Below are 7788 nucleotides of genomic sequence, written 5' to 3' on the forward strand. Positions count from 1 at the left end.
CTCCTTACTTGTTTTAAAAGTATAGTTATCTGGGAATATCCCTTGTCATTAATTGTAACATAATTCACACGTTGTGTAGCAATTCATTGCCCTTTAGTATGATTATTGTGCGAACCGTATACGGAACACTTACTGATAAATAGTAGCAATTATTCCGTGTTGCATTTGTTACATTACTGTCCACTATGTCATGAAATCTCGTGTTACTTTATATGCATGATTAAAACGTAAGTACGCATACCAACGAGGAGGAGGCTGCGTTTAAAATGAAAAAGATCAAATTTTCTATTTTGGGGTTAATGGGATTATTAATTGCGGTGCCACTTTATCTATTTGGGGCCTCGTATGCCATGGAGCGTCTAGCACCAACGACTGAACATACCACCTATCAAAGTGCTGACACGCACGTGACAAACACGAGTGACAACCAACATAATTTTAACGACAAATTAATTGCTGCTGGTATCCACCCGGTTAGCTCAAGTGATGACGTTGAACCTGAACAAAATACACTTAAATAGTAAAAGACACCGCAACTGCGGTGTCTTTTACTATTTTTACTAGTGTTCGCGAACTGCCGCAATTTTGGTTACAGTCACTGCATAACGAACCTTACGTCCTGAAGCATCGCGTGATCCAAAGTTAACACCCTCTGCTTCACCATCAAGTTCATTCAAAATAAATGACTCACCTGACGTTAGATAGATTTTCACAAAATTACTATCTGACAAAATCTTCGTCATAAATTCAAACAGCAGTCATGTCCCCCTGAGCTTCTGATTTATTGCGTGTTATTTCATCTATACACATCAGTTTATCGCTTAGGTACGGCTAACTCGTGAATCGAATCGTAACGGAATCTGAATATGTCACACCTCTTTTTGCAAAGATCGCTTCGCTTGATCAGCTAGACTAACCAACTCAATGAACGTCGTGGCATCAAGTGCCGCATCACCCACCAAGACACCATCAATGTCCGGTTGCGCTAACAATTCATAGGCATTAGTTGGTTTAACGGAACCCCCATACAAAATACGCATTGTATCAGCGGTTGGTTGACCAAACATGTCAGCAACTGTCTGGCGAATAATCCGCAAACTCTTCTGGGCAACGGCTGGGCTCATCGCCTGACCGGATCCGATCGCTGCCGTTGGCTCATAAGCCAGCATAACACGGTCCAAATCCGCTTCTGTCACACCCTTTAGTGACTCGACAACTTGGTTCACAATCCAATGTGCGTGATCATTTTCAGATTCCAGTTGGACTGCCTCATCGATGGCAATAATTGGCATTAACCCATTGCGCAATGACGCAAGCGTCTTCAGATTTACCATCTCATCGGTTTCACGGAAATAGTTGCGTCGTTCCGAATGACCAATAATAACCACTTGGATGCCTAAATCCGCTAATGCTGCCGGACTTGTTTCCCCTGTGTACGCCCCACGGTCTTCCCAATAAACATTTTCAGCTCCGATGCACACTGACGTTCCCTCGGCAGCTGATACCATGGCATTCAATAACACATCTTGCCCAGCCAACACAGTATCAACATTTGGATACTGAGCCAGCTTTGGCGCCACCTCCCGAATATAACCCTCAGCTTCGCTTGGTAGCTTATTCATTTTCCAATTTGCAACGACGATTGGTTGTCGACTCATCAGCTTCACCGCCCTTCATATATGCTTTCATTATAGCAAACAGGACTTCATACCAGCTACAACACAAAACCAGCTTCATGACGCTACATCAGTAGTCTCGCCACAAAGCTGGTTTCTCGTTACTTCTTATTCAGCCGGTACAGCAGCTCGAACCAACGCGATAACTTCGTCGTTCGTCTCAGCATCCAATGCCTTATCAGCCAATTCTGCCATCTTCGTCGTGTCCAAACGCTTCATCAAAGAGCGGGTTTGCAAAACAGACGTTGCCGACATTGAGAATTCATCCAAGCCCATACCAACTAGTACTGGTACGGCAATTGGATCACCTGCCATCTCACCGCACATTGCAGCAAACTTGCCGTACTTGTGCGCTGAGTCAATCACGTTCTTAATCAAACGCAAAATTGATGGGTTGTATGGTTGGTACAAGTATGAGATCTTGTCGTTTCCACGATCTGCGGCCATTGAGTAACCAATCAAGTCGTTGGTTCCAATTGAGAAGAAATCAACTTCTTGGGCAAACTTATCAGCCAAAACAGCTGCAGCTGGCACTTCAATCATAATTCCTAACTTGATATCATCGGCTACTGGTACACCAGCTTCTTGCAACTTTGCCTTTTCCTCATTAAAGATATCACGAGCTGCACGGTATTCTGGCAACGTTGCCACCATTGGGAACATAATCCACAAGTCACCGTAAACGGAAGCACGCAACAAGGCACGCAACTGGGTACGGAAAATGTCATCACGATCCAATGAAATACGGATGGCACGGTAACCCAAGAATGGGTTTTCCTCTTCAGGTAGCGGCAAGTAAGGCAAGTACTTATCACCACCAATATCCATCGTACGGACCGTGACAGGCTTACCGTCCATGCCCTCAAGGACCTTCTTGTAGGCTTCGAATTGATCATCTTCAGTTGGCAATTCCTTTGAATCCATGTACAAGAATTCGGTACGGTACAAACCAATTCCTTCTGAACCGTTATCCACAACACCAGTCAAGTCCTTTGGCGTACCAATATTGGCACCCACCAAGAACTCCTTACCATCAGCTGAAATAGACTTTTCGTTCTTCAACGTTGCCCATTCTGCCTTTTGCGCAGCGTATTTTTCACCCTTGGCACTGTATTCTGTCACTTGCTCATCCGAAGGGTCAACGATTGCAATGCCGTCAAGTCCATCCAAGATGACCATGTCACCTTCTTGAATTTCGTCCGTCGCAACTTGTGATCCAACAATTGCTGGAATTTCCAACGTACGCGCCATGATAGCGGCGTGCGCTGTACGACCACCAACGTTAGTGATGAATCCCTTAACGTATTGACGGTCAAGCTGGGCTGTATCTGAAGGCGTCATGTCCTTCGCAACAATCACAACTTCTTCCTTAATCAAGGCTGGGTTTGGCAATTCCTTCCCCAACAAGTGACTTAACACACGTTTTGTCACGTCTCGAATGTCGGCGGCACGTTCAGCCATGTATGGATTGTCATCAGCCATCGCCTCAAACATACCAATATACATGTCTGTCGTTTCCTTCAACGCCGCTTCAGCGTTAACTGAGTCGCTATCGATTTTAGCAGAAATGCCCCCAAAAAGCTCAGGGTCTTCAAGCACCATAATGTGTGCTGTAAACACTTCAGCTTCTTCAGCCCCCATTGAAGTTGCTGCCTTGTCTCGAATTTGTTCCAAATCTGTCTTAGATGCTAAAAAGGCCGCTGCTACGCGGTCCTTCTCAGCTTGAACATCGTCTACTGTACGAATATCAAAAGACAAATCAGGATCAACGAGCTTATATGCTTTTGCGATTGAAACACCGTTTGATGCTGCAATACCCTTAATTTCTTTTGCCATCGCCGTCTTATCCCTCAAAGTAAATGTTCAAATAAATTTTTAACTAAAAAATTAGTCAGTTAAACCTTCTGCTGACATCGTCTCTGCAATCGCAGCCAATGCTTCAGCTTCGTCATCACCTTCTGCTGAAATCTTAACATCGGCGTTTTGACCAACACCCAATGACATAACGCCCATGATTGACTTCAAGTTAACGTCCTTACCTTGGTATGACAACGTTACGTTTGATGAGAACTTTGAAGCTGCTTGTACCAACAAAGTTGCTGGACGTGCGTGGATACCAGTTTCGGCTACAATGTGAAATTCGCGTGATTCCATGGTGATAATCTCCTCTAGATTAAAATATCTATCTTTGTATAATTTTTGACTTGGCTAAATGAGATACGCTTTCGAAATCTTTCTAACCAACTCTATGTCGTTAATTCTAGCAGGTATGAAGCATTTGCGCAAGCGCTTACATTACCTTTTCATTAGTCTTTTGTGAACTTTTTGTGAATAAGTGGAAGCGGCGATGTTTCTAATCAGCCTTATTCTTCGCCGTATATGTGACAACTCCGCCACGTGCGGCAACACCACGAATCGCGTTCTGATAAGGGTAATTACGCCAAACTTCGTAAAACGCCTTGAAGTCCCTTGCTTCCAAAACGAACTCTTCTAATTCGCCGGATCGTAATTGCTCAAGCATTTCTTCATAGTCCATAATTGACCCCTCCTGTAATAATTAACTGTTACTATTTTAACAAACTTTCATGAAAACCGATGCATTTTTAAAGAATAAAAAAACGTGTTTGTTTCAAAAACGCACACGTTCATTACTTTTCATAAGACTTTAGAATTCAAGCAACAGACTTCCGTATGTAAATCCGGCACCGAATCCCGTTAACAGAACTCGCTTACCCGTCAAATCAGTTTTCTTGTTCAGTTCATCCAAGCCAATACCAATTCCGGCTGATGACGTATTTCCATACTTTGTAATATTCGTGGCAAACTTGTTCATTGGTTGGTCAATCGCCTCAGCAATTGCTTCGATAATACGCAAGTTGGCTTGGTGTGTAATAAAGTAATCAACGTCATTTGGCGTCAAATCACGATCACCCAAGAACTTTACAATGTGATCTGGAACCAAGCGCACAACTTCTTCAAAGACTTGGCGACCTTCTTGGTGGAAGGCATCCGTCTTTGGGTAGTTTTCGGCAGAAATTTCAGTCAAAGGTTGGATACGACCAGAGTGAACGACTTCTGCGTTCCCAATGGTGTGCATTTCCTCTCCCTTTACAATACCACCTTCTTCATCAGCAACCAGCACCATTGCAGCGGCACCATCACCGAAGAATACAGTTGATGTGCGATCTGTAAAGTCCATCATCTTCGAATTAACTTCTGCTGAAATAACCAATGCGTTCTTGTAAACACCTGAACGGATAAACTTGTCTGCAGTACTCATACCAAAGACAAATCCTGAGCACGCAGTTGAAATATCGTATGCCCACGCCCCTTCAGCTTTCAGGTTACGCTGTACGAGCGCAGCCGTTGAAGGCGCTAATCCGTCCGGCGTAAACGTCGTCACAATGATTAGTTCAATATCTTCTGGCTTAAGGTCAGTTTGTGCAAGCGCCATGCGAGCTGCTTGTGTCGCCAAATCAGACGTATTCTCACCTTGCAATGAAATACGTCGCTCCTTAATACCAGTGTGTGCTTGAATCCACGCGTCGTTCGTATCCATGATTGCCGCCAAGTCATCGTTCGTAATGATATCACTTGGAACGTAGTGAGCTGAGGCAATAATCTTAGTTCCTTGCGTCATATGTGGACCCCTTTCTTTCGTATCAGCAAAAAATGCTCTTAATCATTTTACGCTATGTTACTGAATTTTGGTAATGAATTAGGTAAATAAAAAGGAACTCGCAGAAACAAGTCCCTTAATTGTTATTCAGTTACTTCAGATGTTGCCATCTTAAAGTTTTCATTGTAAGAAAAGGCGTTCTGTCCGGCAATTGCGGCATCCCCAACCGCAGTGGTAATTTGACGCAATTCCTTGTCACGAACGTCACCGATGGCAAAGATACCAGGCGCTGATGTTTCCATGCGGTCATTCGTGTTAATCCAGCCATTAGCATCTGTGATACCCAACGCTTGAACAGGTTCTGAAACAGGCGTCAATCCGACATAAATGAATACGCCGGCTGCCGCAATTTCAGAAACTTCATCAGTTTGGTTATTCCGCACACGGACACCAGTGACCTTCTTGTCATCACCAAGGATTTCTTCAACTACCGTGTTCCAAATGAAGTCGATTTTCTCATTTGCAAAGGCGCGGTCTTGCAAAATCTTTTGGGCACGCAATTTGTTACGACGGTGAACGATGGTTACCTTGTCAGCCAATCCTGCCAAGTAGGTTGCTTCTTCAACAGCAGAATCACCACCACCGACAACGATCACGTGTTGTCCACGGAAGAAGGCTCCATCACAGACGGCACAGTATGAAACCCCACGACCAGTGTACTGGTCTTCGCCAGGTACTGCTAGCTTAACGTTGGCTGCTCCCGTCGCAACAATCACTGTGTTGGCCGTATAGTCGTCCATGTCCGTTACAACATGCCAAGTCCCATCATTTTGCGCCTCAACATGCAAGACTGATCCGAAGGCGTACTCAGCACCAAATTTCGTTGACGACGCGTACATTTTTTCTGCCAACTCAGGTCCAAGAATAGACTCGAAACCTGGATAATTTTCAACTTCAGCGGTGTTATTCATCTGTCCACCATAAATGCCGCGATCAATCATCAAAACTGACATATTCGCCCGCGATGCGTATGTTGCTGCGGTCATCCCACCAGGGCCAGCCCCGAGAATTATTGTGTCATAATGTTGTGCCATTTTAACTTCCCCCTTCGTTTAGAATCGCTATATTCGGATTCTCATTAATCTTTAAGACTACAAGACCTATTCTACCGGTTCTGATGTCAAATGAAAAGGGTTACTTACAAAAATAAAGCACAATCCATTATTATGCGTCATTCTTTATCACTGAATATTACTTCCAGCTATCTTTCATCTTGTCAATTTCCGCAAAGAGCTAATCATTTTCAGCTGCCAGGCGTTCTGATTCCTCACTTGAGGCCTCCTTGCGACGTCGCCACAGCATGAAGAACAAACCACCCAAACCTGCTAACAATGTTGAAAGGACTGACGCTACTAATGGCAACTGATTTGCAGACGTATCAAACTGTGTATCTCCCAAATGCGTTGTTGCCTCATCGGCGGCATTCACCGTACCAGCTTGTACTGTCGCCCCTGTATCAAGTCCGTTGGCTGTGCTACCGTTAGCCGCTGTCGCAGCCACACGTGATGTCGCTGATGCCGTGTATGCTGCTTGGGCTTGGGCCACGTTATTTGCTATCGCCTCTGATGCAGAACTAACTGTTGATGGGCGTGCAACAGATACATCGCTAGCCTTCATTACAGATGTATCAACTGAACTTGATGAGTCTGTGCTAGCTGTCTTGTTTAATGCAGATGCATCTGAGCTGGTCTTCGTTGATGCCTCAGTAGTCACAATTATCGAATACGTTGCTGTACTTACTGCTGTATCAGTCACACTCAAAAAAACAGCTGTATCTGACGTCACATTTGCCGAGATATCAGCACTCGATGACACGGTACTGTCTAAAACTTCACTTGAAACTGACACTTCTGGCGTTGCGCTAACAGTTGCTTCTGAGCTAACTACGTCATTCACCATGTCGCAAGATGATATCTCTCGAAAATCAATTGCGCATTCATTGCGTGTATCGACAAGCAGCGTCCACAGAATCATCAACTCTGCTCAAACATACTATTACGATTTCCAGAGCCAATTGCCTTCGGTCTGATGCTTTGATGAAGTCCGCACTTTAGCGCATAACATGTCCTTTGTATACGCCGACGGCGAAACACATCAGTTAATTGAGATTCTTCCTGACCGCCTAGCTAATAACATCAAGGAACACTTTTTAGGCTACTCTCTTCAGAATCGGCGACAATTCGAATATGGCATCATCGATTTAGATGCGAACTGCGGCCAATTTGTCCGTGGTTTATTTCCTAATGCCAAAATTATTATTGATCGCTTTCACATCGTTCAGCGTGTAGCGCAAGCTCTCACGGGACAACGCGTGGCTCACCAACGTAGCATTGAGGATAAACGGTATTCTCGCGAATACGCCATCATGAAGAGTCAGTGGCGTTTGTTTATGAAGTCATACGACAAGCTGAACCAAAACACTCGCGTCTATTT

The 7788-nt window shown here is 44.4% G+C and carries 10 protein-coding genes; 2 read left to right on the forward strand and 8 right to left on the reverse strand.

The window, feature by feature from the left end:
* Positions 1-266 precede the first annotated feature (266 nt).
* Entirely contained in the window at positions 267-521 is a 255-nt protein-coding gene (locus tag EST42_RS03300; RefSeq protein WP_134644203.1) for a hypothetical protein, read from the forward strand.
* Between the two features lie 39 nt (positions 522-560).
* On the opposite strand, the gene EST42_RS03305 is transcribed toward EST42_RS03300, so the two are convergent.
* The 8 genes from EST42_RS03305 to EST42_RS03340 all read right to left on the reverse strand — a co-directional run bounded on the left by EST42_RS03305 (position 561) and on the right by EST42_RS03340 (position 7254).
* Positions 561-743 (reverse strand): hypothetical protein, encoded by a 183-nt coding sequence (locus EST42_RS03305; protein WP_245150362.1) that lies wholly within the window; start codon positions 741-743, stop codon positions 561-563.
* A gap of 126 nt (positions 744-869) precedes the next feature.
* Positions 870-1658: a triose-phosphate isomerase gene (gene tpiA, locus EST42_RS03310; protein ID WP_167711060.1), complete on the reverse strand. Its 789-nt coding sequence runs from the start codon at positions 1656-1658 to the stop codon at positions 870-872.
* Positions 1659-1784: 126 nt separating this feature from the next.
* The gene (gene ptsP / locus EST42_RS03315) at positions 1785-3512 is read right to left on the reverse strand and encodes a phosphoenolpyruvate--protein phosphotransferase (RefSeq protein WP_134644206.1); all 1728 of its coding nucleotides are present in this window, start codon (positions 3510-3512) and stop codon (positions 1785-1787) included.
* Positions 3513-3563: 51 nt separating this feature from the next.
* Positions 3564-3830, reverse strand: coding sequence for a phosphocarrier protein HPr (locus EST42_RS03320; RefSeq protein ID WP_010370017.1), 267 nt, complete (start codon positions 3828-3830; stop codon positions 3564-3566).
* 199 nt (positions 3831-4029) lie between these two features.
* Positions 4030-4212, reverse strand: coding sequence for a hypothetical protein (locus EST42_RS03325; protein WP_134644207.1), 183 nt, complete (start codon positions 4210-4212; stop codon positions 4030-4032).
* A 129-nt stretch (positions 4213-4341) separates the two neighbouring features.
* The gene (locus EST42_RS03330; protein ID WP_134644208.1) at positions 4342-5316 is read right to left on the reverse strand and encodes a beta-ketoacyl-ACP synthase III; all 975 of its coding nucleotides are present in this window, start codon (positions 5314-5316) and stop codon (positions 4342-4344) included.
* A 122-nt stretch (positions 5317-5438) separates the two neighbouring features.
* A complete protein-coding gene (gene trxB / locus EST42_RS03335) occupies positions 5439-6389 on the reverse strand; it encodes a thioredoxin-disulfide reductase (protein ID WP_134644209.1) in 951 nt (316 codons plus the stop codon).
* Between the two features lie 199 nt (positions 6390-6588).
* On the reverse strand, positions 6589-7254 hold the full coding sequence (locus tag EST42_RS03340) for a hypothetical protein (RefSeq protein ID WP_134644210.1): 666 nt from the start codon (positions 7252-7254) through the stop codon (positions 6589-6591).
* A 163-nt stretch (positions 7255-7417) separates the two neighbouring features.
* On the opposite strand from EST42_RS03340, the gene EST42_RS03345 reads away from it, so the two are divergent.
* The coding region (locus EST42_RS03345; RefSeq protein ID WP_167711062.1) for a transposase at positions 7418-7788 on the forward strand (371 nt) is incomplete at its 3' end.

The sequence above is a fragment of the Weissella cibaria genome (assembly GCF_004521965.1).
GTDB classification, from domain to species: Bacteria; Bacillota; Bacilli; order Lactobacillales; family Lactobacillaceae; genus Weissella; species Weissella cibaria_A.

Bases quoted from the DNA above. Each gene is read 5' to 3' on its own strand.
- tpiA (WP_167711060.1), bottom strand. From the start codon at position 1,658: ATGAGTCGACAACCAATCGTCGTTGCAAATTGGAAAATGAATAAGCTA.
- EST42_RS03325 (WP_134644207.1), bottom strand. From the start codon at position 4,212: ATGGACTATGAAGAAATGCTTGAGCAATTACGATCCGGCGAATTAGAA.
- EST42_RS03320 (WP_010370017.1), bottom strand. From the start codon at position 3,830: ATGGAATCACGCGAATTTCACATTGTAGCCGAAACTGGTATCCACGCA.
- EST42_RS03340 (WP_134644210.1), bottom strand. From the start codon at position 7,254: ATGGTGAATGACGTAGTTAGCTCAGAAGCAACTGTTAGCGCAACGCCA.
- EST42_RS03330 (WP_134644208.1), bottom strand. From the start codon at position 5,316: ATGACGCAAGGAACTAAGATTATTGCCTCAGCTCACTACGTTCCAAGT.
- trxB (WP_134644209.1), bottom strand. From the start codon at position 6,389: ATGGCACAACATTATGACACAATAATTCTCGGGGCTGGCCCTGGTGGG.
- ptsP (WP_134644206.1), bottom strand. From the start codon at position 3,512: ATGGCAAAAGAAATTAAGGGTATTGCAGCATCAAACGGTGTTTCAATC.
- EST42_RS03305 (WP_245150362.1), bottom strand. From the start codon at position 743: ATGACGAAGATTTTGTCAGATAGTAATTTTGTGAAAATCTATCTAACG.
- EST42_RS03300 (WP_134644203.1), top strand. From the start codon at position 267: ATGAAAAAGATCAAATTTTCTATTTTGGGGTTAATGGGATTATTAATT.